This is a genomic window from Amycolatopsis sp. Poz14, assembly GCF_006704225.1.
Classification (GTDB): domain Bacteria; phylum Actinomycetota; class Actinomycetes; order Mycobacteriales; family Pseudonocardiaceae; genus Amycolatopsis; species Amycolatopsis nivea.
Genome location: NZ_JACLHD010000001.1, coordinates 6,613,540 through 6,636,019 on the forward strand (window position 1 = coordinate 6,613,540; position 22,480 = coordinate 6,636,019).

Sequence of the window (22,480 nt, forward strand, 5' to 3'; positions counted from 1 at the left end):
CTCGATGCCCCATCGCGGACTCACCACGGGCCTGGCGGCCGCCGCCGGTCTCGCCCTGTCCCTCGCGTTGCCGTCGGTCCCGGCGAGCGCGGCCTCCCCAGCCCAGCCCGTTTCCCCGGACGCGGCCGCCGCTCGCGCCGCCGACCAGGCAGTCGCCTCCGGGCTCGGCGGGCTCAGCCGCGGCCCGGCGGAGGCGTTCCGGCGCGTCGGCCAGACCGCGGGCGACGCCGGGCTCTTCTACAGCGCCTACGAGCGCACCTACCAAGGCCTGCGGGTCGTCGGCGGGGACGCGGTCGTCGTCGCGGACGGGGCCGGCAACGTCCGGGACACCAGCGCCGCGGAAACCGCGCCCATCGCCGTCGGGACGCAAGCCGTTCTCGACGCCGCGAAGGCCGCTTCCACGGCACGCGCCCAACTGCCCACTGTGGACAGTGTGAGCACGCCCGAAAAGGTGGTGCTGGCCGGGGCGAATCCGAAACTGGCGTACGAGGTCGTCGTCACCGGGCGCACGGCCACGGCACCGAGCAGGCTGCACGTGTTCGTCGACGCCGCCACCGGCGCGGTGCTCGACCAGCGGGACGACATCAAGACCTTCAGCTCCGGGGCCAAGTCCCAGGCGCGGCCGAACGCGGTGAACGCGGCGGGCACCGGCAACAGCTACTACGTCGGCACCGTCTCCATCGACACCACCGGATCCGGCAGCTCGTACTCGATGCGCGACCCGGGCCGCCCTGGCATCAGCTGCGGCCGCGAGGGCGGGTCTGTCTACAGTGGACCGGACAACAGCTGGGGCAACGGTTCCGGGACGAACCTCGAGACCGGCTGCGTCGACACCCTTTTCAGCGTCCAGACCGAATGGAAGATGCTGAAGGACTGGCTGGGCCGCAACGGCATCAACGGCAGCGGGCGCGGCTACCCGGCGTCCGTCGGCCTGAACGACGTCAACGCTTACTGGGACGGCTCTTCGACCCACTTCGGGCACTCTCAGGACAACCGGCGCCAGGCCACGTCGATGGACGTCGTCGGCCACGAGTTCGGGCACGGCATCTTCCAGACCACGCCGGGCGGCGCGGGTTCCGGCAACGAGAACGGCGGCTTGAACGAGTCGACCGGCGACATCTTCGGCGCGATGACCGAGGCATACGCGAACAACGCGAAGGACCGGCCCGACTACGAGGTCGGCGAGGGCGTCAACCTGGTCGGCCAGGGCCCGATCCGCTACATGTACAACCCGTCGAAGGTCGGCGACCCGAACTGCTACTCGTCGTCGATCCCGAGCACCGAGGTGCACGCCGCGGCCGGTCCGCAGAACCACTGGTTCTACCTGCTCGCCGAGGGCTCGAACCCGGGCGGCGGCAAGCCGGCCAGCCCGACCTGCAACAACAGCAGCGTCACCGGGATCGGCATCCAGAAGGCCGCCAAGATCTTCTACAACGGCCTGCTGAAGAAGACCTCGTCGTGGAACCACAAGGCGGCCCGCAAGGCGACGCTCCAGGCCGCGATCGCGCTCTACCCGGGCAGCTGCACCGAGTTCAACGCCACCAAGGCAGCTTGGAACGCCGTCTCCGTCCCCGCGGTGTCCGGCGAGCCGACCTGCACGACGCGCACCACGCGCTGACCTGACGCGGCCGGGTCCCGCTCGCCGCCGCGCGACGGGACCCGGCCTGCCCGGCCAATCCCCCGAGAACACCCGCTCTCCCCACCCCAACCGAAGGAACGCACCGTCATGAAGTGGAAGACAAGAATCGGCGCCGGGGTCACCGCCCTGGTGGCGGTACTGGGCGTCGTCAGCGTGCCCGCGGCCACCGCCGCGCCCGCCTCGGCGCTCGCGGCCCCGGACATCTCGCTGGCCAACATCAAGACCCACCTCAACCAGTTCCAGGCCATCGCCCGCAACAACGGCGGCACGCGCTCGCCGCGCGGCGGCGGATACGCGGCGTCGGTGTCCTATGTGGAAAACCTGCTCAAGAACGCGGGCTACACCACGAAGCGCCAGACCTGCACGAGCTGCACCGGCCGGTCGCAGAACCTGATCGCGGAATGGCCGCAGGGCGACGCGAACCAGGTTCTGATGCTCGGCGCGCACCTCGACTCGGTGAGCGCAGGCCCCGGCATCAACGACAACGGTTCCGGCAGCGCGTCGATCCTCGAGGTCGCGCTGACGCTGGCCCGCACCAACCCGGCGATGGCCAAGCGCGTCCGGTTCGCGTGGTGGGCCGACGAGGAGTCCGGCATGGTCGGCTCGCGGTACTACGTGAGCACGCTGTCGAGCGCCGAGCGCGCGAAGATGACCACCTACCTCAACTTCGACATGATCGGCTCGAAGAACTGGGGCTACTTCGTCTACGACGACGTCGCTTCCGTCAAGGCCGTGTTCGACGAGTACTTCGCCTCCATCAACATCGAGACCGAGGGCGACACCGAAGGCGACGGACGGTCCGACCACGCGTCGTTCAAGCGCGCGGGCATCCCGGTCGGCGGCCTCGCGACGGGCGCCGGCGACATCAAGAGCTACGAACAGGCCGAGAAGTGGGGCGGCACGCCGGGCGCGGCGTTCGACAACTGCTACCACCGCGCCTGCGACACGACGTCGAACATCCCGGACACGCCGCTGGAGAAGAACTCCGACGCGATCGGCTACGCGGTGTGGAAGCTGGCGGTCGCGGCGGCTCATCGCTGACCCTGACTTCCAGCGCCAGGACCGGGCACCCGCTCCGGGTCGCCGTCGCTAAGACGGCGGCCCGGAGCGTCCGGCTCTCCGGCGAGAATCGGTTCGATCAGGAACGGGCGGTGTCCCGCGAGGTCGGGCAGGTCGAAATGCTCGAACTCGTTGCGCCGCACGTGCCATCGGACGACGCGGCGAGTCAGTCCGCGGTGCGGCTGGGAGAAGACCAGGGTGTCGGGGGTTTCCCAGACCGGCGCGGACGGCACGGCTTCGCCGGACTCGCAGCCGTCGGGAAGCGGGTGTTCGCCGATGGTCCTGGTGGCAAGGTCGAGCAGCTGCGCGACGGGCGGGTCGTACCCGAACGAACACATCCGCGTGCCGCCCGGCACGAACCGCCAGCGGTGGGGTTCCGGGACTTCCCGCCGTTCCCCGGACGCGGTGAATACCGCCAGTCCCCCGGCTTCTTCGCGCAATTGCGCCCCGGACAACGGATCGAGCCGATGGACAGGTGAGGCGAGGTCCACCGGTTCCGCACCCGGTGTCCAGCGGGAAGCGACGAGGGCTCCCGAATCCGTCGTGAAGTAGACAGCACCGTCGTGGATGCCCAGGACGCTCCGGGTCATCTCAGGCGATGGGGGAAGGCTCCACGCTTCTTCCGTGGTCACATCGTACAAATGCACCTGGTCCCACGTCCGTCGGCCGATATGGGTCTGCACGCCCGCCAGGTAGCGTCCGTCCGCACTGCGGACGGGCCGGATGTCCAGGTCCACCGGAAGCTGCCGGGCCGTGCCCGACCAGTCGATCAGCTGTCCCTGCCCGCCGGATGCGGCGACGTAAATCCCGGCCAGGGTCTCGAACGCGCGATACCGATAGTCACTCTCGACCCGGCCGAGGATCGCCAGTTCTCCCCCGCGCCATACGCCGACCGTGCCGTCGCCGGAAACGAACCCGGCTCGCGGCGGAGGACCGGCCACAGTCGGAGGTTCCTCTTCGCGAACCATTCGGACGAGGGGCACTGGCTCATGCCGCAGTGGTGGGCGGGGAAGCGCCGCGACGGTGTCGTTGTCCCGGCGGATCAGCTTGTCGCTGACCGAATACTCGAGCAACGGCTCAACGGTTTCCTCCGGGACCGCCAGCAAAGCGGCCAAATCCTTGACGTGCGCCGGATCCGACCACGCCGCGATGCTGACGAGATCCGCCGCGAGCAGGATGCAGACGGCGCGGACGGCGGCCGCGTCCAACCGGGCGGCCAGGTCCGCTGGCAGGTCGAGCACCTCCGTGGCGCGCCGCGGCGTTCCCGCCGAGTACCCGCCGGTGCCGTCGTCCACGAGCAGGCCTGCCGCGACCAGCAAGGGAATCGCGTCCCGTCGCGTGCGCGGCGGGTCGACGCCCAACTGGGCACACACGGTGTCCGAGGGCGGTTCACCGGGCAACGGTTCGTCGAGCCAGCCGTCCTGGCGCGACATGCCCACGAGCGTGAAGTACCACGAGACTTCGATCAGGTGGTAACCCACTACCTCTTGCCAGCCCGGGTCCTCCGGATGCAACGCGGGACGGGTGCGTTTGAGCCACCGCGGCGGCTCCGGTCCGTCGGGTGACGGCCAGAACTGGATCAGCCAGACGTCGCCCTCTTCCCCGGCCGCCGCCGGTTTCCGGCAGACCCGCGTACGGAAAAGGCCTCTCGCTCCCAGGTTCAGTGCGTCGCCGCCGGCGCCGCCGGTGAGCAATCCCAGGCTCACGGCCCCGGAGCGGCTGTGAAACGGCGACTCGACAATGTCTTCCCATGCCTCGAGCCGCAGTTCCGGCGGCCCGTCGTGGGCTTCGCAGCGCACGGCTTGCCAGGGATGGCTTGCCGAGCAGTGCAGCCAGCCGTCGCCCGCTGTCGCGACCGTGCCGGACAACGCGTTCGTCGCGAGTTCGCCGAGCAGTTTGTTGTCCAGCGCGGGCGCGCTGCGGTATACGTCGTCTCGAAGCACAATGGTGCCGTAGTCGGGCAGGTACTCGTCCTCCTCGGAGAACCCCAGAAGCGTCATGTCCAGCAAGGTAGCGGCGGGGTCTGACAATTTCGGCGGCAGCGGGATTTCGCCGGTGTCAGTGCTGGATAATCTCGCGCGGCTCGCAACGCTATTCGCGAAAAGGCGGCGGGCGGAGAACGGAATTCGGATGACGCGGCGGGAAGAGAAACAGAAATATCGCGGAGGACACTCGATCGTGGCACCGATCAAGCGCGGTGAGTATGCGCCCAGCCTGCTCGCTCGATGCCGAGTTCGGCGTCCCACGCAAGGGCGAAGAGCACGCGTCCAGCCTGCCCGCCCAGACCGAGTTCGGCGTCCCGCTCAAGGGCGGCGAGTATGCGCTCAGTCTGCTTGTTCGATGCCGCGTTCGGCACCCCGCTCAGGGGCGAACAGCGCGCGCAGCCTGCCCGTTGAGGCAGAGTTCGGCCTCCCGCTCAAGGGCGGCGAGTATGCACCCAGTCTGAGGCAGAGTTCCCCCGCGAAACCGCTGGTTGCCTTAGAGCGACAGGGACATCCTCGCGCAGGGCATGACGCCGTCGTGCAAGTCGCCGCGACAAGAACGACCCGGCAGCAACCTCAGTAGAAGCCGTCCCGCTTCACCGGCACCGGCCGCGGGTCGTACCCGAGGTCCGTGCTGATCGCCGCCGCCGTTTCGAGCAGCACTGGGACGGTTTCCTTGCGCAGCCGTTCCGGCGCGAGCCGTCCGGTGGCCGTCGACGAGGCCAGCGCCGCGACGACCGCCCCGCTCCGGTCGCGCACCGGGGCCGACGCGGACAGCAGGCCTTCCTCCAGTTCGCCGTCCACAATGGACACACCGTCCTCGCGCACCGCGGAGAGCGCGAGCCGCAGTTCCGCCGGATCGGTGACCGTGCGCGCGGTGTACGCGCGAAGCGGGACGTCCTCCAGGTAGCGGGTGATCCGCTCCGGGCCCGACCACGCGAGCAGCACCCGGCCCATCGAGGTCGCGTGCGCGGGCAGCCGGGTGCCGACCGCGACGTTGATGCTCATGATCCGCCGCACCGGCACGCGGGCGACGTAGACCGCGTCGTTGCCGTCGAGTTCGGCCAGCGACGCGGACTCCCCCGTCGCCTCCGCCAGCCGCAGCAGGTGCGGCTGCGCCAGGTCGATCATCGCGCGGGTCGCCGTGTAGTGCTGGCCGATGGTCAGCACGCGCGGGGTCAGCGACCAGCGCGGTCCGTCGCTGGTCACGTAGCCCATCCGCTGCAGGGTCAGCAGCAGGCGGCGCACCGCGGGGCGCGACAGGTTCGTCGCGGTCGCCAGTTCGGTGAGCGTGGGGTTGGTGCGCTCCTCGTCGAAGGCGAGGAGCACGGCGAACCCGCGCTCCAGGCTCTGCACGAAGTCGCGCTCGTTTCCGGCTGCCGTCACGCTCCGCAGTATTTCACCCGCTCCGGTACTGGCCTTGACCTCCGTCGCCTCCTGATGCATCCTTCCAACCACTGCACGCATAGCGTTCACATCGTACGCATAGCGTACATCGCACGAGGAGGTGCGAGATGACGGTTCCGTCCCGCGAACTGCGCGACGCGTTCGGCCGGTTCGCCACCGGCGTCACCGTGGTGACCTGCCGCAGCGACCAGGGCACCCCGCACGGGGCCACGGTCAACGCGTTCACCGCGGTCTCGCTCGAACCCGCGTTGTGCCAGGTCACGCTGACCCGGCAGTCCAAGGCCTGCAGTTACCTCGACGGCGCCGCCTTCGCCGTCAACGTGCTCGGCGCCGACCAGGCAGACACCGCCTGGCACTTCGCCGGACGTCCGGCCGATCCCGGACCTGAATGGGCCGAAGGGCCGGTCGCGCCGGTCCTGGTCGGCTCCGCCGCGGTGTATTCGTGCCGCCCGTGGCGCACCTACGACGGCGGCGACCACCTGATCGTGGTCGGCGAGGTCGTCGACGTCGCTGTCGAAAACCGGCAGCCGCTGCTCTTCTACGCCGGCGCGTTCCGCGAACTCGGCCCCCGCGAGACCGGCACCCACTGGGGCGGCTCGCTCGACTGCCCCGAGGCGGGCTGGTTCGGCGCCTCGACCACGTTCACCCCGCTGCGGCCGCACGCCGCCTGACCGCCACCCGAAAGGACATCGCCATGACCATCCAGCAGGACCGCTCAGAGACCTCCGAGACCGCCGCCCCCACCGCTTCCGCGCCGATGACCGGCGACGAATACATCCAGTCCGTCCAGGACGGACGCGAAGTGTGGATCTACGGCGAGCGCGTCAAGGACGTCACCACGCACCCCGCCTTCCGCAACCCGGTCCGGATGACCGCCCGGCTGTACGACGCGCTGCACTCGCCCGACACCCGCGACGCGCTGACCGTGCCGACCGACACCGGCAACGGCGGGGTCACGCACCCGTTCTTCCGCAGCCCGCACACCGTGGACGACCTGCTCGCCGACCGCCGCGCGATCGAGACCTGGTCGCGGATGACGTACGGCTGGATGGGCCGCAGCCCGGACTACAAGGCCAGCTTCCTCGGCACGCTCGGCGCGAACTCCGACTTCTACGCGCCGTTCGAGGAGAACGCGAAGCGCTGGTACAAGGAATCGCAGGAGAAGGTCCTGTACTGGAACCACGCGATCATCAACCCGCCGGTCGACCGGAACCTGCCGCCGGACGAGGTCGGCGACGTGTTCATGAAGGTGGAGAAGGAGACCGACGCGGGCCTGATCGTGTCCGGGGCGAAGGTCGTGGCGACCGGTTCGGCCATCACGAACTACAACTTCATCGCCCACTACGGGCTGCCGATCAAGAAGAAGGAGTTCGCGCTCATCTGCACGGTGCCGATGGACGCGCCGGGCGTGAAGCTGATCTGCCGCACGTCCTACACGCAGCAGGCCGCGGTGATGGGCAGCCCGTTCGACTACCCGCTGTCCTCCCGGATGGACGAGAACGACACCATTTTCGTGTTCGACAAGGTCCTCGTGCCGTGGGAGAACGTGTTCCTCTACGGCGACATCGAGAAGATCAACGGGTTCTTCCCGGTCTCCGGCTTCATCCCGCGGTTCACCTTCCACGGCTGCATCCGGCTCGCGACGAAGATCGACTTCATCGCCGGGCTGCTGCTCAAGGCGCTGGAGATCACCGGCAGCAAGGACTTCCGCGGCGTGCAGACCCGGGTCGGGGAGGTCGTCGGATGGCGCAACACGTTCTTCGCGCTCGCCGACGCGATGGCGCGCAACCCGGACGAGTGGACCAACGGGGCGCTGCTGCCCAAGCTCGACTACGGCCTGACCTACCGGATGCTGATGATCCAGGCCTACCCGCGGATCAAGGAAATCATCGAATCCGACGTGGCCAGCGGCCTGATCTACCTCAACTCGCACTCGATCGACTTCAAGACCCCCGAGGTGCGGCCGTACCTGGACAAGTACGTGCGCGGCTCCAACGGCTACGAGGCGGTCGACCGGGTCAAGGTGATGAAGGCGCTGTGGGACGCGGTCGGGTCGGAGTTCGGCGGACGGCACGAGCTCTACGAGCGCAACTACTCCGGCAACCACGAGAACGTCAAGGCGGAGCTGCTGTTCGCCGCCGAGGCCCAGGGCACGACCGAGTCGATGAAGGGCCTGGCCGAGCAGTGCCTCGCCGAATACGACCTCGACGGCTGGACCGTGCCGGACCTCATCGGCAACGACGACGTCTCGTTCCTGAAGCGGCGCTGACCGGTCCGCCGCGGCGCCCCCGCATCCCCGGGGGCGCCGCGGTTCCGGTCCCGGCACGAGCGCGGGAGGTTCGCGTGAGCACGGTTTTCTGGCACGGCATCGCCGAGGTGCCGGACGGATGGGGTCCGTCCGTCGTCGCGCTCGGCGTCTTCGACGGACTGCACCGCGGCCACCAGCGGGTTCTGGACCACGCGGCGCGCCTCGGCCGGGAGCGCGGCGCGCCGGTGGTCCTCACGACCTTCGACCCGCATCCGGCGACCATCGCCGGACGGCCGCGCGACACGACTCCGGTGGCGACGGTGGAACATCGCGCCGAACTGGCCCGCCGGCACGGTGCCGACCAGGTGCTCGTCCTCCCGTTCACCGAATGCCTCGCGCGCACGCCGGCCGAGGAATTCGTCGACGGCGTCCTGATGCGCACCCTCAACGCCACCGCCGTGGTCACCGGCAGCAACTTCCGGTTCGGCCACCGAGGCGCCGGGGACACCGCCTTGCTGCGGAAGCTCGGACCCGCCCACGGCTTCACCGCGCATGCCGTCGACCTGCTTCCCGGCTGTTCCTCGACTCTGGTCCGCACCTTGGTCACCGCGGGCGATCTCGTTGGCGCCGCAGCGATCCTCGGCCGCCCGCACCGCGTGCACGGGACTGTCGCGGGCGAAATCGTCACGCCGTGCACCACGCTGTTGCCGCCGCCGGGGAAATACCGGGCCCGCACCCCGTACGGCGACCGGACCGTCGCGGTGGACGCCGGGGTGCTGCTCGCGGACTTGCCGGACGGGCCGACCGCGGTGGATCTCGTCGACGCGGGGTGACCGGGGCTTCAGCCCAGCCGGGGGAACAGCCCGCGGGCGTTCCCGGAGTCGATCGCCCGGCTTTGTTCGGCGGTCAACCCGCTTTCGGTGTCCAGGATCTCAGTGAACCGGGTGCTCACTCCCATTGTCGCGTAAGGGAAGTCGCTGCCGTACAGAATCCGCGCGGGATCGGCGAACCGGGCGAGCGCGCCGAGAGCGTATTCGCCCGACGACAGCGCCGTGTCCCAGTAGAAGCTGCGGAACCGGGCCAGCCAGTCGTCGGCGGTGGGTCCGGCGGGCTCCAGCGCGGCTTGGATCTGGCAGAACCGCAACGCCGCGAAGGGGACGAAACCGCCCGCGTGCGAAAGGATGATCCGCACGTTCGGGTAGCGCTCGGTGATGCCGTTGAACACCATGTGCACCGCGTTGCGCGTGGTGTCGAACGGATAGTCCACCATCGGTCCCGGGATGCCGGGCAGCAGCGGCACGAGCGGATGCGCGGGATGGATGAAGACCACCGCGCGGTGGCGGTCGAGCGCTTCCCAGAGCGGCGCGTACCGGTCGTCGCCCAGGTAGACGCCGTCGTAGTTGGAGAGCAGGACCACGCCGTCGGCCCGGAGCGCGCCGAACGCGTGGTCGACCTCCGCTACCGCGCCTTCGACGTCGGGCAACGGAACCGTGGCGAACAGCCCGAACCGGTCCGGGCGTTCCCGCACCAGCTCGGCGGTGTATTCGTTGACGCGGCGGGCCATTTCGCGACGCGCCGGGCCGGTCCAGCCGGTCACGCTCGGGGCGGTGAGCGACAGTACGCTCGTGGCGATGCCGTTGGCGTCCATGTACTTCAAGTGGTCATCGGGCGTCCACGGGGGCAGCGTCCAGCCCGACGGGTCGCCGCCGTGCTGTGCGAGGGCCTCGCCCCAGAACGGAGGGACCAGGTGGGTGTGGACGTCGATGCGTTCGCGGTCGATCATGCCTCCACCGTGCGCCCTCGCCGTCCGGCGCGGGAGGGGAAGAATCCGATCCCCCTCCCCCGAAGCCCGCGCTGATGGCACGCGACCCTCGGCTCGTCCAGCTCGGGGCGTTCCTGCACGCCCGCCGTGACGAGGCCCCGCCGCCCGCCTCCGCCGAAACGGGCCGCCGTCAGGTGCCCGGCCTCCGGCGCGGTGAGGTCGCCGCGCTGGCGTACGTCAGCGACGAGTACTACACGCGGATCGAGCAGGGCCGGGTCATGCCGAGCGCCGACGTGGTCCGCCGCATTGCCGCCGCGCTCGGGCTCGACGAAGACCAGACGCAGTACGCGCTGGATCTCGTCACCGTCCCCGACGTCCCTCCGCCGAACCCGGAGCCGAGCGATCCGTTGCGCCGCCTTGTCGACCGGATGGGCGAGATTCCCGCGGTGCTCGTCGGACCGGCGACGGCGATCCTGGCCTGGAACGCGGCTGCCGCGCGGCTGATGACCGATTTCGGCGCGGTCCCGCCGGAACGCCGCCGGTACGTGCAGATGCTGTTCACCGATCCGGTGCTCCAGAGCCGGTTCGCGGACCTGGAAGCGATGCGGCGCACGACGATCGGCATCGTGCGCGCGAGCAGCCCGGCAGGCCCGCCGACCGGGGACTGGATCGACGAACTGCTCCGGACCGACGCCGAGTTCGCGGCGCTCTGGGAACGCAACGACGTCGTCCGGCCGCACACCCACCTGCGGGTGCGCCTCCGGCTGCCGGGCGGGGTCGAGGAGACCGTGGACCAGATTGTCTTGCAGGTGGTGGACGATCCCCATCAGCGGCTGATCGCGTTCGTCCCGGCTGGATAGCCGGCCCGGTGCTCAGAACAGCGTCGCGGGTTCCACCGGTTCCGGCTCGGGCAGCGCGTCCAGACCAGGCACCAGCGCGCGCACGTCGTCGTGGAACCGGCGGGCGAGCGCCGGGGCTTCGTCGTTGTCGGGAGTGTGCAGGAAAACCGTCGGCGAGCGGCCTTCTCGCAGCCAGCCGGCGACCACCTCGGCCCACGGCTGCCAGCCCGCGACCGTCTCCTCCACCGAGTCGCGGCCCAGATAACGGACGACCGGCCGGTCGGTCAGCGCTCGCGTCCGACGCGGCAGCCGCGGTTTCTTCGCCCAGGCGTCCTGTTCGGCCTCGCTGGTCGGCGGACGCTGGAAAAAGACCGTGGTGTCGAACGGCACCCACTCGGCGTCCGCGGTCGCGAGCGTCCCTTCCAGCAGCGACGCCGCGCTGGCGTCACTGAAGAACTCGGGATGCCGCACCTCCACCGCGCGCCGCAGGTCGGCGGGGAGGCGGCGCAGGAAACGGCCGAGCACGTCGACGTCCGAAGGGCCGAACGAGCCGGGCACCTGGGTCCACAGCACGGCCCGCTCGCCGAGGGGTTCGAGCGCGTCCAGGAACGCCCGCATCTCGGTCTCGACCCCGGCGAACCGCCGTTCGTGCGTCACGGTCTTGGGCACCTTGACCACGAACCGGAAGTCGGGGCCGGTCTGCTGCGCCCACGTTTCGACAGTGCTCCGGGCCGGGGTCGCGTAGAAGGTGGTGTTGCCCTCCACCGCGTTGCACCAGCCCGCGTAGGCCCGCAGGCGCTCCTTCGCAGGCAGCGACTGCGGCAGGAACCGCCCTGGCCACGCCTTGTGCGTCCACATCGCGCAGCCGACATGAAGCCGTGCCACTTCTCGTCCGCTCCCCTCGCTCGCAAGGGAAATTACTACCCGGGCGCGGTCATCCGTGGGTCCGGGGCCGGTAGTCGCCGTACTGGTGGCGGCGTGCGGGTCCGCGGCGGCGGAGCAGGTGCGCGGGCACGTAGTGGCTGACCGGCCGCGACCATTGCTCGTCGCCGGTGACGAGCTGGTAGGTGACCCAGCCGAGCAGCCCGCCGTCCTCGCGGCGCGCCCATTCGAACAGCAGCCCGGGGTGCTCGGTCTCGATCCGCAGCCCGGCGCGGTCGCGCGGCGCGAGGATCTCGGTGCCGAGCACGAGCAGCTTCCGCACGCCCACCCACACCGGAATCGGCGGATCCACTTTCCGCACCGTCGACGGCCACTCGCTCACCTCAGGCTCACCTGCTCGCTTCCCCGCTCCCGGACCGCCCGCGGTTCCCGGCGGCCCGCACGGGAGTCGAACATGTGTTCGCATCGGGTGTCAACTGGGACTGGACCGCGGGTGACCGGCGTCTCGGGGCCGCTCCCGGCTTCGGGACAAGGCACAAACGGGCGCGGCGATTTTCGTGTTTTCGCCGATGACGCGCGTCGGGGCCGCTGCTTAGCATCGTCGGGGCAGACGCCCGGGTGCCCGAGCGAGATCGAAGGGGATTTCGTGATGACCAACGCCGCAGAAGTCGTTCGCCTTGATCCGTCGGACCCGGCGTTCGGCGCCGACCGGCACGCCGCCTACCGCGGCCTCCGCGAAGCCGCCCCGGTCGCGCGGACCGTGGTCAACGGGCAGGATTCCTGGCTGCTCACCGGGTACGCCGAGGTCGAGAAGGTCCTCAAGTCCCCGGCGAACACGGTGCAGCCGCACCCCGGCGAGTTCCCGGCGCACATCGGCTCCGGCCCGGCGGCGGAGTTCTACCGGTTCTCCTTGCCGAACGTGGACGCGCCCGCGCACACCCGGCTGCGCAAGCTCGCGTCGCCCGCGTTCCAGCCGCGGTCGGTCAAGCGGATGCGCGCGTGGGTGGAGGAGATCGTCACCGCGGGGCTGGACGAACTGGCCGGGCGCGACGGCGTGGTCGACTTCGTGCGCGAGTACGCGATGAAGATCCCGGCCCTGATCGCGTGCCGGCTGCTGCACGCGCCGATGGCCGACGCCGCGACGGTCCTGGAGCGCATGCCCGGCCTCAACGCCGTCCTCAGCCAGGGCGACATCACGCCGGACCAGCTCGCGGAAGCCGACGCGACGGCGCAGTTCTATTTCGACTACATCGGCGACATCGTCGACACGCTGCGCGGAAAGCTCGACGAGGACGACCCGGTCGGCGCGCTGCTGCTCGCGGAAGCGGACGGCGAGCGGCTCTCGCGGACGGAGCTGGTCGTGACCCTGGTCGGGTTCTTCGTCGCCAGCTACCACACGACGATGGTCGCGATGACGAACGCGGTTTACGCGCTGACCTCGAACAAAGACCAGTTCCGCGCGCTGGCCGGCGACCCGTCGACGGCGAGGGCGGCGTGGGAGGAGAACCTGCGGTTCGAGGCCCCGGTGCATTTCGTGTGGCGCTACACGGGAGCCGGCCTGGAACTGGGCGGAACCCCGATCCCCGAGGGCGACCATCTGCTGCTCGGGCTGGCCGCCGCGAACCGCGACCCGGCCCGGTTCGAACGGCCCGACGCGTTCGACCCGCGCCGCCCCGACAACCGGCATCTCGCGTTCACCGCGGGCGGGCACTTCTGCCTCGGCGCGCCGTTGTCCCGGCTGGAGGGCGAGATCCTGCTGCGCGAACTGCCGCGGCGGCTGCCCGATCTGGAACTGTGCGACGCCGAACCGCCCCGCACGACCGACCTGACCTTCGCCATGATTTCCCGGCTCGACGTCGCGCCCCGGGGCCGGTGATGGGCGGCCGGTGGGGCCCCGGCGGCGCGCAGTGCGCGGTCGCGGTCACGTTCGACCACCTCGGCGAAGCAGCCGAGATCCAGCTCGGTTCGGCCCAGCCGACAGGCGATCACCACAGCGTGACGCGAGAGCTTCCTGCCTTGCTGACGATGCTGGCCGCGCACCAGTACTCCGCGACGTTCTTCGTGGAGGCGTGGAATTTCCGGCAGTATCCGGACGCGGTGCGCGCGATCGCCGAGGCGGGCCACGAGGTCGGCTGGCACGGCTGGCTGCACGAGCCGTGGCACCGGTCGTCGGCGGAGGAGATCGACGAGTCCCTCCGGCTGAGCCTGGACGCCTTCGCCGAACTAGGCATCCGCCCGCGCGGTGCCCGGCCTCCTGCGGGACTGCTCGGTTCGCACTCGATCGACCTCCTGGCCGAACACGGCTTCGACTACGTCTCGCTCGCCGGAACGGCCTTCGGGACCGCGGTCGGTGACGCGGCGAAGCTTCCGCTTCTGCCGTATCCCTGGCACGGCGTCGACGGCGCCTACTACATCCCCGGTTTCACCCGGCTCCGCCAGCCGCCCGGCGACGAGCCGGTCGGCCCCGGCGGACTTCTCGACGGCTACGCGGCGATCGTGGACGACACGGCGGCCGCCGGCGGCTGCACCGGGCTGATCTTCCACGTGCCGTGGCAGGACCGCCCCGACCGGGTCGCGGCGATCGGGACACTGGTGGACCGGCTCGCCGCGGACGACCGCGTCTGGCTCGCCCGGGCCGACGAAATCGCGGACTGGGTCCGGAGCCATCCGGCGGACTTCCCCGCCGCCGCCCACGTCGACCGGGTGCCGGCGTGGTGAGCGAGGCGTCCCGGCCGCGGTTGTCGGCGGTCCCCGGGCCGGCGGATCGCGAGCGGTTCTGGGCGTCGGTCGAAGACACCCTGGACGAACTGGCGCGTGGGCTGGTCGCGCGGATCCGGGCCGAACTGCCGTCGTACGCGCGGCTTCCGGAGGACGAGCACTTCCGGAACGTCCGGGCGCTTTACGGGACGATGACGCGCAGCCTCGCCGCCGGGTCGCCGCCGGATCCCGAAGTGCTGCAATCGATCCGCGCTTCCGCCCGGCGGCGCGCGTACTACGACATGCCGGTATACGACGTGCTGGCCGCTTTCCATTACGCGCACCGGGATTTGTGGGAGGCGCTGCGGCGATCGGAGCTGGCCTCGGAAGCGCTGCTGGTCGAACTGGTCGGCCCGATGGCGCACTGGTCGCAGGCGATGAGCCAGGCGGTCGTGGACGCTTACGTGGCTCAGCAGGGCGGCCGCGAGCAGCACGAACGCGAGACGCGGGCGCGCTTTTTCGATCTCCTGCACGCGGACGGGCCCGGCGAGGGCATCGCCGACGTGATGCGCGAACTCGCCTTCGACCCGGACGGGGAGTTCACCGTCCTCGTCGCGGGAAGCCGCTGGTGGCCGCGCGAATCCGTCGACGCGCTGCAGCGCGCGGGACGGCGGATCACCGGGGTGCTGCACGTCGACGCGCGGGCGGGACTGATGACGGTCGTGTCCCAGGGCGCGGCGGTCGACGACGTCGTGACGCTCGCCGCCGAAGTCGGCGGCGAGAACCGGCCGCTCGGCATCGGGCTCGCCCGCACGGGCCCGGCCGGGATCCGGCTCGGCCTCGGCGACGCCGCGCGGGCCCTGCGGCTCGCCGAGGCCGACGGCCGCGCGGCGGTCCGGTTCGAGACCGAATGGTTCCGCGCCACGATCCCCGATCTCGCCCCGCTCATCGGCCCTCTCCTCGACCCGGCGGCCCGGATCGCGCGCGAGCAGCCCGATCTCGCCGACGCCGTCGTCGCCTACGCCGAGTCCGGATTCACCTTGCGCGGGACCGGATCCGCGCTCGCGCTGCACCCGAACTCCGTCTCCTACCGCCTCTCCCGATGGCACCAGCTGACCGGGCTCGACGTGCGGTCGTTCACCGATTTGGCGCTGTCGTTCGCGGCCGTCACCGAAGCCAGGAGGAACCCGTGAAGCTCGTCAGTTTCGGACCGCCCGGAGCGGAGGAACCGGGGGTGCTGGTCCGGCCGGACGCGATCCTTCCGTTGCGCGGAGCCGCGTTCGCCGGGGGATGGAGCGCACTGCTGGCGCGCTGGCCGGTCGCCGAACCGCTGGTGCGGGCCGCGGTCGCCGGGCACGCCGGCACCGATCTGGTGCCGCTGGCCGGCACGCGGCTCGGCCCGCCGGTGCCCCGTCCCGGCACAGTCATCGCGATCGGCTTCAACTACCCGGCCCACGGCGGCGAGGTGCTCGGCGCGCGGCCCCCGGGCGAGCCGGTCGTGTTCCTCAAGCCCGCCAGCAGCGTGTGCGGCCCGGCCGACCCCATCGTCTGCCCGCCGGAGACCCGCCAGCTCGACTACGAGGTCGAACTGGCGGTGGTCATCGGCCTTGGCGGGCAACGGATCCCGCGCGCCGAAGCGCTGAAGCACGTGGCCGGGTACATGGTCGCCAACGACGTCACGGCGCGGGACGTCGCCTTCGGCGCGGGCGCGGACCATCCGCTGCTGTTCCAGATCGCGCGGGCGAAGGGGTCCCCTTCGTTCTGCCCGACCGGGCCGTGGCTGGCGACCCCGGACGAGTTCGACCCCGCCGGGGCCGGGCTGCGGCTGTGGGTCAACGGCGAGCTCCGCCAGCAGGACTCCACCGCGGGCATGGCGGTCGGGGTCGCCGGGCTGATCGAGTCGGTCAGCAGGTCGATGGCGCTGCGCCCGGGGGACGTCCTGCTGACCGGCACGCCGCCGGGCTGCGGCTTCCAGCTGGACCCGCCCCGTTTCCTCGCCGGCGGAGACGTCGTCGAGGCCGAGATCGACGGGCTCGGCCGCATGCGCTCCCCCGTCGTCGAGCACTCGCTGGAGAGGATCTGAAGTGCCGAAGGTGATCTTCCGGGCTCCGGACGGCGACTGGGCCGTCGACGTGCCGCCGGGCACTCCCCTGATGCAGGCCGGCCTCGACGGGGACGTCGAGGGAATCGTCGGCGAATGCGGCGGCAACGCCATGTGCGCGACCTGCCACGTCTACGTCCCCGAGGACGCCGCGGACGACTTCCCGCCGATGAGCGAGGCCGAGGACGAGATGCTGAACTGCACGGCGTCCGAGCGCCGCCCGTCCAGCCGGCTGAGCTGCCAGCTGCCCGCGCCGGAGCACGACGTGCGCGTCGACCTGCCCGAAGAACAGTGACCGGCGCCGACCCGGTTGTGATCGTGGGCGGCGGGCACGCCGGTTTCCACGTCGCGCTGTTCCTGCGCGAGGAAGGCTCCGACGTCCCGATCGTCCTCGTCGACCGGCTGGACGGCCCGCCGGTGCAGCGGCCGCCGTTGTCGAAGGCGATGCTGTTGAACGACACCGAACCGCGGCTGGAGTTCCGCAAACCGGAGTTCTACGCGGCGCGGGGCATCACGCTGCTGCGCGACACGGTCGCCCGGATCGACCGGGGCCGCCGCGTCGTGCGGCTCGGGTCGGGCGGGTCGCTCGGCTACCGCGAGCTGGTTCTGGCGACCGGCTGCCGGGCGCGCGAGACGACCGTGCCGGGAGCCGGGCTCGCGGGAATCCGCGTGCTGCGCGTCCCGGACGACGCCCGTGCCGTCCGGGACGCGCTGGCCGAGGCGCGCGATGTCGTCGTGGTCGGCGGTGGGTTCATCGGACTCGAGGCAGCCGCCGCCGCGCGCCGCCGGGGCTGCGCGGTCACGGTCGTGGAAAGCCTGCCCCGGGTCATGCAGCGGGTCGTGTCGGCCGGGATTTCCAGGCATTTCCGTGCGCTGCACGAGGCACAGGGCGTGCGCGTCCTGACCGGCACGACGGTCCGGGCCTTCGACGGCGACGCCCGGGTCCGGCAGGTGGAGCTCGCCGACGGCACGCGGATCCCGGCCGACATCGTGGTGCTCGGGATCGGCGTGGAGCCCGAAGCCGGGCTCGCGCGCGAGTGCGGACTGGCGGTCGGCGACGGAGTGGAGGTCGACGCCGCGCTGCGCACGTCGGATCCGCTGATCTCTGCGGTCGGCGACTGCGCCTCGTTCCCGGCAGGCGACGGACGCCGCCGACGGCTCGAATCGGTCCAGAACGCCGCCGATCAGGCCCGCGTCCTCGCCGCCCGCCTCGCCGGGCGGACAGTGCCGTTCGACGCGGTGCCGTGGTTCTGGACCGAGCAGTTCTCGGCCAAACTGCAGATCGCCGGACTGCTGCCGGACCGCGAGACCGAGACGGTGCGCCTCGCCGGGGAAGACGCGTTCTCCGTCCTGCATTTCCACCGCGGCCGGCTCGCCGCGGTCGAGTCGGTGAACCGGCCGGTCGACCACGTCGCCGCGCGCCGCCTCCTCGCCGGTGAGGCGCGCCTCAGCCCGGACGACGCGCGCGATCCGCAGTTCCGCCTCTCCGACGCACTAGCCGCCCGAACCGGTTGAGACGCTCGGCACCTGGACGTTTCCGCCAGTGCGGAGCGGGTAAACGGCCCGCATGCGGATCGTGATCACAGGCGCCAGCGGGAACGTCGGCACCGCGTTGTTGCGTGCCCTCGGACCCGGCCACGACGTCGCCGGTGTCGCCCGCCGGGTGCCGGATCGCGCCGCTGAGCCGTACTCGCGCGCGGAATGGCATTCGGTGGACATCGGCGCGCCGGATGCCGACGAGCTGCTGACCGGAATCTTCACCGGTGCGGACGCAGTCGTGCACCTGGCCTGGGCCATCTCCCCCGCCTGGAGCGACCCGCCGATGGCGCGCACCAACGAAGGCGGCACCGCGAACGTCCTGAAAGCGGTCAGCAAGGCGGGCGTCGGACAGGTGGTGTGCGCGTCGTCAGCAGCTGCCTACGCGCCGGAGCCGAACGACGAGAAAGTCACCGAGGACTGGCCCTGTCGCGGGATCGCGGCCAGCGCGTACAGCCGGGGCAAGGCGGATCTGGAAGACGCACTGGACCTGTTCACGTCCACGCACCCGGACGTCGCGGTCGCGTGGATGCGCCCATGCGCGATCCTGCAACGGCGCGCGGCGGGGGAATTCACCAGGTGGCTGCTCCCGCCCGCACTGCCGCCCCGCCTGATCGGCGGGCGGTTCTCGCCGGTGCCGCTGTGGCAGGGTCTGCGGCTCCAGGCCGTGCATACCGACGACGTCGCCGAAGCGTTCCGGCTGGCTCTCGAACAGCGCGCGGTCGGCCCGTTCAACCTCGCCGCCGAGGACGTTCTCGACGCTTCCGCCTTCGCGCACGCCGTCGGTGGCACCCGGATCGCGGTACCGAAGCCGGTCGCGCGGACGGTCGCTCGCGCGGCCTGGCTGGCCGGGCTCCAGCCGTTGCACCCTGGCTGGCTTGAGCTCGCTGATCAGGCCGCGCTGGTCGACGCCTCGCGGGCGCGGCTCGTGCTCGGCTGGACGCCGCGGTACAGCTCGGCCGAAACCGTCCAGGACCTGGTCGCCGGGATGCGCCGGAAGGACGGCGCGCCGTCGGCCCCGCTCGCCTCGTCGCGTCCCGGGCTCCTCGACCGCGCAAGGGCGCTGGGCAGGGGCCGTCCGACCCGCCAGTCGCAGGCCTGAGCCCGTGCACACCGCCGACGCGATCGTCATCGGAGCCGGGCACAACGGGCTCGTCGCGGCGAACCTGCTCGCCGACGAGGGCTGGGATGTCGTGGTCCTGGAGGAACAACCCGCTCCGGGCGGGGCCTTGCGCACCGAGGAGATCACCGCCCCCGGCTTCCGTTCGGACCTGTGCGCCGCGTTCTTCCCGCTCGGCGCGGCGTCCCCGGTGCTCCGCGGCCTCGACCTGACCGAGCACGGCCTGCGCTGGCTCCACGCGCCGGACGCGCTCGCGCACGTTTTCCCGGACGACCGCTGCGCCGTCCTCTCCCGCGACCTCGACCGCACCGCGGAATCGATCGCGCAGTTCGCTCCCGGCGACGCCCGATCGTGGCGGGAGCTTTTCTCGCAGTGGCAAGGATTCCGCGACGAATTCCTGGACGCGCTGTTCGCTCCGTTCCCGCCGGTGCGGGCCGGTGCCCGGTTCCTGCGCCGCACCGGAACCGCCGAGGTGCTGCGGCTCGCGCGGATGCTCACGCTGCCCGCCCGCCGATTCGCCCGCGAACGGTTCGAGGGCGAGGGCGCCCGGCTGCTGCTCTCCGGAAACGCCGCGCACAGCGACCTTTCCGTCGACAACGCCGGAAGCGCGGTTTTCGGCTGGTTGCTGGGGATGCTGGCCCAGGACGTCGGATTCCCGGTCCCGGAGGGCGGGGCGAGCGAACTGGTGGCCGCGTTGGTGCGCAGGCTCCGATCCAAGGGCGGATCTGTCCATTGTGGAACACCGGTGACCGAGGTGCTGGTGGCGCGCGGCAAGGCGGTCGGGGTGCGCTGCGCGGACGGCGAGCCGATCCGGGCTCGCAAGGCAGTGCTGGCGGACGTCACCGCGGAGACATTGTACGGCAAGCTCGTCGCACCGCAATGGCTGCCTTCGCGGTTGCTGGCGGATCTCCGGGTGTTCGAATGGGACAGTGCGACGGTGAAGCTCGATTGGGCGTTGTCCGAGCCGATCCCGTGGACCGCGAAGGACGCCCGCGGCGCCGGAACCGTCCATTTAGGATGCGATGAGGACGGATTGTCCGCTTTCGGCGCGGAATTGGCCCGGGACCGGGTGCCGGAGCAGCCGTTCCTGTTGCTGGGCCAGATGACGACAGCGGATTCGACGCGGTCTCCTGCCGGTACAGAATCCGTGTGGGCGTATACGCACGTCCCGCGCGGCGTCGACCGCGACACAGTGCGGCGACAGGCCGAGCGCATCGAGGCGACGGTGGAGCGCAACGCCCCGGGGTTCCGGGATTTGATCCTCGCGCGCCGTGTGCAGGGCCCGGCGGACTTGGCCGACCACGACGCGAACCTCGTCGGCGGCGCGATCAACGGCGGCACGACGGCGATCCACCAGCAGCTGTTCTTCCGTCCGGTGCCGGGACTCGGCCGGGCCGACACGCCGGTGGACCGGCTGTACCTCGCCGGCGCCGCGGCGCACCCCGGCGGCGCGGTCCACGGCGGGCCCGGCGCGAACGCCGCCCGCGCCGCGCTGGCCCGCGAGCACCTGCTCGGCCCGGGGTACGCCGCGGTGATCCGCGCGGCGAACCGGGCCGTCTACGGCTGACTCTCGCCGGTCCCCCGCCAACGCCCGAGCGCCAACGCCGCCAACCGCGCCAGCGACTCCCGGTTCCGCGGCCCCAGCACCAGAGCCAGCACGCTTTCCGGGACCAAACCGCCCGCCCCGCTCGTCACCCGCTCGGCCATTCGCACGATCGTCTGGCCCTCGCCGTCCGGAGCCAGCGACAGCTCGATCCGCGCCGTGCCGAGCGCGCCGCCCCGGGCTTCCAGCTCCAGCGAAACGCCGGGTTCGACCGCCAGCACCACCGTGGTGTCCTCCAGTTGCACCGGCCATCCGCCGACGCTGTGGTGGATCCGCGCGCCCGGCTGGGGCCAGCTCGCGTCGACGTCGCGGATGTGGCAGCTGCCCACCACCCAGCCGGAATAGGACCAGCCGTCCGCCAGCACCTCGAATACCGCTTCCGGCGGCGCGGGCACCGTCCGGCTCACTTCGACCATGCGTCTCCTCCTCGTTTCCCGCCGGATTCCCCCGGAGGAGACGGGCAAACTCCGGGCCGGGCCGCCGCCCGGACGCGAGGATCGCGAGCTTCGCGGACGCAGGTCGCTCCGAATTGATGAACCTCGGCCCCTATCGCGGGCCGCCGAGGGAGCGCACCATGGAGCCTGGCACCGACCGGACGCACTCCCCCAACCCGAGCGGGAAGCAACAATGCCGAATCCACGGCCGAATTCACTGGCGAGTTCGCGGGTTCCCGGACCCGCGGCCGTCGAGGCGGCGGTGGCCGCCGCTCTCCTCGCGCCGGGCGCCTCCGACGCCCCGTTCTGGCACTGGCGCACCGGGTACCGCACCCTCCATCTGTACGCGGACCCGGCCAACTGGCGAGCCGCCAACGACTCCGCCGGGCGATGGCAGACGCTCACCAGCGGCGCGGCCCTGCACCACCTCCGGGTCGCCTTCGCCGGTCTCGGCTGGGCCTGCACGGTAGACCGGCTGCCGTGCCCGCTGGAACCGGGCCACCTGGCCGTCGTGACGCCGCATCCCGGCGAACCGGCTCCCGGGGAAGCCGCTCTGGCGACGTCGATCCCCCGCCGCCGGGAGGACTTGCGCCCGTGCGGCGGACGGCCCGTGCCGTCGGATTGCCTCGACCGGCTGTCGCAAGCCGCCGCCCGCGAAGGCGCGGTCTTGCACCCAGTGGAAGACCGCGCGGTCCGCAGGTACCTCATGACCGCGCTCGGCGAAGGCACGCGAGTTCCTGCTCAGCTGCCTCGGGAAGAGGCGTATGCGCGAAGCGCATCTCTGGCGGCTCCGCAAGGCGTCCTCGTCCGCGCAGCCGCGGGATACCGGATCCCTCGAAGCGAAGCCGAACCGCGAAGCGACGGCGCGACGCTGGTGGTGCTCAGCACGCCCGGCGACGATCACCTCGCCTGGCTGCGCGCGGGAGAGGCGCTGAGTTCGGTGCTGCTGACCGCCACCGTCCACGGGCTCTCGTCCGGCCGGTTGAGCCGGGCCAGCCGCCGGATGCGCGAGACGCTCGCGGAACGCGTCACGCTCGGGCACGCGCCCCAGGCGGTGCTGTGGGTGGGACGGCCGCCGGTCGGCGTTAAACGGCTCCAGCGGACGCGGTCGCACGCCAGCGTCGACGACGTCCTCGAACCGCTCCAGGCGCCGGCGCGGTACGGCGGTTGA

General features: G+C 71.4%; 21 protein-coding genes. 15 read left to right on the top strand and 6 right to left on the bottom strand.

Annotated elements, in window-relative coordinates; genetic code table 11:
- The first annotated feature begins 4 nt into the window (after positions 1–4).
- Both FKO37_RS30960 and FKO37_RS30965 read left to right on the top strand, forming a co-directional pair.
- Entirely contained in the window at positions 5–1,618 is a 1,614-nt protein-coding gene (locus tag FKO37_RS30960; RefSeq protein WP_037819597.1) for a M4 family metallopeptidase, read from the top strand.
- A gap of 108 nt (positions 1,619–1,726) precedes the next feature.
- On the top strand, positions 1,727–2,680 hold the full coding sequence (locus FKO37_RS30965; protein ID WP_238606782.1) for a M28 family metallopeptidase: 954 nt from the start codon (positions 1,727–1,729) through the stop codon (positions 2,678–2,680).
- On the opposite strand, the gene FKO37_RS30970 is transcribed toward FKO37_RS30965, so the two are convergent.
- Both FKO37_RS30970 and FKO37_RS30975 read right to left on the bottom strand, forming a co-directional pair.
- Positions 2,671–4,698 (bottom strand): hypothetical protein, encoded by a 2,028-nt coding sequence (locus FKO37_RS30970; RefSeq protein WP_238606783.1) that lies wholly within the window; start codon positions 4,696–4,698, stop codon positions 2,671–2,673. The two genes, FKO37_RS30965 and FKO37_RS30970, sit on opposite strands and share 10 nt — an antisense overlap.
- Positions 4,699–5,256: 558 nt before the next feature.
- Positions 5,257–6,066, bottom strand: a complete 810-nt coding sequence (locus tag FKO37_RS30975) for an IclR family transcriptional regulator C-terminal domain-containing protein (RefSeq protein ID WP_374204420.1) — start codon at positions 6,064–6,066, stop codon at positions 5,257–5,259.
- A 128-nt stretch (positions 6,067–6,194) separates the two neighbouring features.
- On the opposite strand from FKO37_RS30975, the gene FKO37_RS30980 reads away from it, so the two are divergent.
- The 3 genes from FKO37_RS30980 to FKO37_RS30990 all read left to right on the top strand — a co-directional run bounded on the left by FKO37_RS30980 (position 6,195) and on the right by FKO37_RS30990 (position 9,168).
- A complete protein-coding gene (locus FKO37_RS30980; RefSeq protein WP_037819593.1) occupies positions 6,195–6,758 on the top strand; it encodes a flavin reductase family protein in 564 nt (187 codons plus the stop codon).
- A 23-nt stretch (positions 6,759–6,781) separates the two neighbouring features.
- Positions 6,782–8,356 (top strand): 4-hydroxyphenylacetate 3-hydroxylase family protein, encoded by a 1,575-nt coding sequence (locus FKO37_RS30985; protein WP_134729989.1) that lies wholly within the window; start codon positions 6,782–6,784, stop codon positions 8,354–8,356.
- Between the two features lie 74 nt (positions 8,357–8,430).
- The gene (locus tag FKO37_RS30990; RefSeq protein WP_167754189.1) at positions 8,431–9,168 is read left to right on the top strand and encodes an adenylyltransferase/cytidyltransferase family protein; all 738 of its coding nucleotides are present in this window, start codon (positions 8,431–8,433) and stop codon (positions 9,166–9,168) included.
- Positions 9,169–9,176: 8 nt separating this feature from the next.
- On the opposite strand, the gene FKO37_RS30995 is transcribed toward FKO37_RS30990, so the two are convergent.
- On the bottom strand, positions 9,177–10,118 hold the full coding sequence (locus tag FKO37_RS30995; RefSeq protein WP_238606784.1) for an amidohydrolase family protein: 942 nt from the start codon (positions 10,116–10,118) through the stop codon (positions 9,177–9,179).
- 74 nt (positions 10,119–10,192) lie between these two features.
- Here FKO37_RS30995 and FKO37_RS31000 point away from each other — a divergent pair, with 74 nt between their 5' ends.
- Positions 10,193–10,957, top strand: a complete 765-nt coding sequence (locus FKO37_RS31000) for a helix-turn-helix domain-containing protein (RefSeq protein WP_238606785.1) — start codon at positions 10,193–10,195, stop codon at positions 10,955–10,957.
- A 12-nt stretch (positions 10,958–10,969) separates the two neighbouring features.
- Here FKO37_RS31000 and FKO37_RS31005 read toward each other — a convergent pair whose 3' ends face one another.
- Together FKO37_RS31005 and FKO37_RS31010 are read right to left on the bottom strand one after the other, a co-directional pair.
- On the bottom strand, positions 10,970–11,794 hold the full coding sequence (locus tag FKO37_RS31005) for a DUF72 domain-containing protein (protein ID WP_238608359.1): 825 nt from the start codon (positions 11,792–11,794) through the stop codon (positions 10,970–10,972).
- Positions 11,795–11,870: 76 nt separating this feature from the next.
- Positions 11,871–12,200: a hypothetical protein gene (locus FKO37_RS31010; RefSeq protein ID WP_051171685.1), complete on the bottom strand. Its 330-nt coding sequence runs from the start codon at positions 12,198–12,200 to the stop codon at positions 11,871–11,873.
- A 267-nt stretch (positions 12,201–12,467) separates the two neighbouring features.
- On the opposite strand from FKO37_RS31010, the gene FKO37_RS31015 reads away from it, so the two are divergent.
- Genes FKO37_RS31015 through FKO37_RS31050 form a run of 8 tightly spaced genes read left to right on the top strand, consistent with a single transcriptional unit; the run spans position 12,468 to position 20,839 of the window.
- Positions 12,468–13,694, top strand: coding sequence for a cytochrome P450 (locus FKO37_RS31015; RefSeq protein ID WP_238606786.1), 1,227 nt, complete (start codon positions 12,468–12,470; stop codon positions 13,692–13,694).
- A complete protein-coding gene (locus FKO37_RS31020; protein WP_238606787.1) occupies positions 13,694–14,536 on the top strand; it encodes a polysaccharide deacetylase family protein in 843 nt (280 codons plus the stop codon). The genes FKO37_RS31015 and FKO37_RS31020 overlap by 1 nt, the downstream gene beginning before the upstream one ends.
- Positions 14,533–15,708 (top strand): helix-turn-helix domain-containing protein, encoded by a 1,176-nt coding sequence (locus FKO37_RS47640; protein WP_238606788.1) that lies wholly within the window; start codon positions 14,533–14,535, stop codon positions 15,706–15,708. The genes FKO37_RS31020 and FKO37_RS47640 overlap by 4 nt, the downstream gene beginning before the upstream one ends.
- Complete coding sequence (locus FKO37_RS31030; protein WP_205673217.1) at positions 15,705–16,598, top strand: fumarylacetoacetate hydrolase family protein; 894 nt, start codon at positions 15,705–15,707, stop codon at positions 16,596–16,598. The genes FKO37_RS47640 and FKO37_RS31030 overlap by 4 nt, the downstream gene beginning before the upstream one ends.
- A 1-nt stretch (position 16,599) precedes the next feature.
- Positions 16,600–16,911, top strand: coding sequence for a 2Fe-2S iron-sulfur cluster-binding protein (locus FKO37_RS31035; protein ID WP_238606789.1), 312 nt, complete (start codon positions 16,600–16,602; stop codon positions 16,909–16,911).
- Positions 16,908–18,131: an FAD-dependent oxidoreductase gene (locus tag FKO37_RS31040; RefSeq protein WP_238606790.1), complete on the top strand. Its 1,224-nt coding sequence runs from the start codon at positions 16,908–16,910 to the stop codon at positions 18,129–18,131. Before FKO37_RS31035 ends, FKO37_RS31040 begins: the two co-directional genes overlap by 4 nt.
- 52 nt (positions 18,132–18,183) lie before the next feature.
- On the top strand, positions 18,184–19,254 hold the full coding sequence (locus FKO37_RS31045; protein ID WP_134669029.1) for an NAD-dependent epimerase/dehydratase family protein: 1,071 nt from the start codon (positions 18,184–18,186) through the stop codon (positions 19,252–19,254).
- A gap of 4 nt (positions 19,255–19,258) precedes the next feature.
- Positions 19,259–20,839: an FAD-dependent oxidoreductase gene (locus FKO37_RS31050; protein WP_238606791.1), complete on the top strand. Its 1,581-nt coding sequence runs from the start codon at positions 19,259–19,261 to the stop codon at positions 20,837–20,839.
- Here FKO37_RS31050 and FKO37_RS31055 read toward each other — a convergent pair.
- Positions 20,830–21,291, bottom strand: a complete 462-nt coding sequence (locus FKO37_RS31055) for an SRPBCC family protein (RefSeq protein ID WP_037820677.1) — start codon at positions 21,289–21,291, stop codon at positions 20,830–20,832. The two genes, FKO37_RS31050 and FKO37_RS31055, sit on opposite strands and share 10 nt — an antisense overlap.
- 211 nt (positions 21,292–21,502) lie before the next feature.
- On the opposite strand from FKO37_RS31055, the gene FKO37_RS31060 reads away from it, so the two are divergent.
- Positions 21,503–22,480 carry an NAD(P)H nitroreductase gene (locus FKO37_RS31060; RefSeq protein WP_238606792.1) on the top strand — a complete coding sequence of 326 codons (978 nt, stop codon included), beginning with the start codon at positions 21,503–21,505 and terminating at the stop codon, positions 22,478–22,480.